The following is a 907-nucleotide window of genomic DNA, read 5'->3' as shown; positions in this document are numbered from 1 at the left end:
TTCTATGTTCGTTAGAGTTATCAAAAATAATAAGGGTAAGAAAAATACCTGTTTTTGCGCACTCGTTGAATCCTATCGTGATTCTTCTGGCGTTCCTAAACATCGTGTCCTTATCAACTTTGGGCAGGTTGATGAGGAATCCGTTCCTTTTCTGAAGGCTGCTTTCGCCAAGAAAAAGCCTCGTCTTGTCTATGATGATGAATAATGTAGTTAAGTCTTCTCAGCTGGCTGCTATCTTCAGTGAGTTTAATGCTATCATTCATTCTGATATCACAAACAGACTCTGTCGCAAGAGAACACAGGACTTTACCAGAAATAGAAATATGAATTTCTATTCGCTCATCTATTACTTCATCTTCAGAAACAGAACCACAACCAATGCTGAACTCTCTCATTTTTATTCTTCCATAGATCGATTTGAGAAGAGAATAAGCAAGCAGGCTCTCAACAAGGCCATTAGAAAGCTGAATCCAAATGTTTTTTCATATCTCATCAATCGATTTTCAGCCATCTATTATACATCGTCGCTCCCTAAAAAATATAGAGGATATTTCCTGATTGCAGAAGATGGGACCTATATGGAAATCCCATACAATGTCTATAATATCTATGATTTTCATTTTGTGGAGAATCAACATATCATTGACATGTTCGATGTCAAAAAAGTCCAGTCCAAGGCCGGAGGACTCTATGATGTCCTTAATGGTCTGTTTATAGATTTTTCACTCAGGCCTGCACCATATTCAGAATTGCCTCTTGCGTTTTCTCATCTCTATCGAAGTCAAAGTATATTCAAGGGAAAGAATGTCATTTATCTTGCTGACAGATATTATGGATCAGCCGAAATCATATCCCACCTTGAGTGTATTGATTATCATTATATCATCAGAGGAAAAAGCAATTTCTA

The 907-nt window shown here is 37.0% G+C and carries 2 protein-coding genes; both read left to right on the top strand.

What is annotated here, in order from left to right; translation table 11 throughout:
* Positions 1–205 (top strand): hypothetical protein (locus tag B5E48_RS13820; protein WP_206407354.1); only part of this gene is annotated, 205 nt, incomplete at its 5' end.
* Positions 198–907 (top strand): transposase (locus tag B5E48_RS13815; protein ID WP_206407353.1); only part of this gene is annotated, 710 nt, incomplete at its 3' end. The genes B5E48_RS13820 and B5E48_RS13815, both read left to right, overlap by 8 nt.

The organism is Massilimicrobiota sp. An105, from assembly GCF_002161155.1.
Taxonomy (GTDB): Bacteria; Bacillota_I; Bacilli_A; order Erysipelotrichales; family Coprobacillaceae; genus Allocoprobacillus; species Allocoprobacillus merdigallinarum.
Note: the sequence above shows the minus strand (reverse complement) of the source record. Positions and strands in the feature narration are given on the sequence as shown.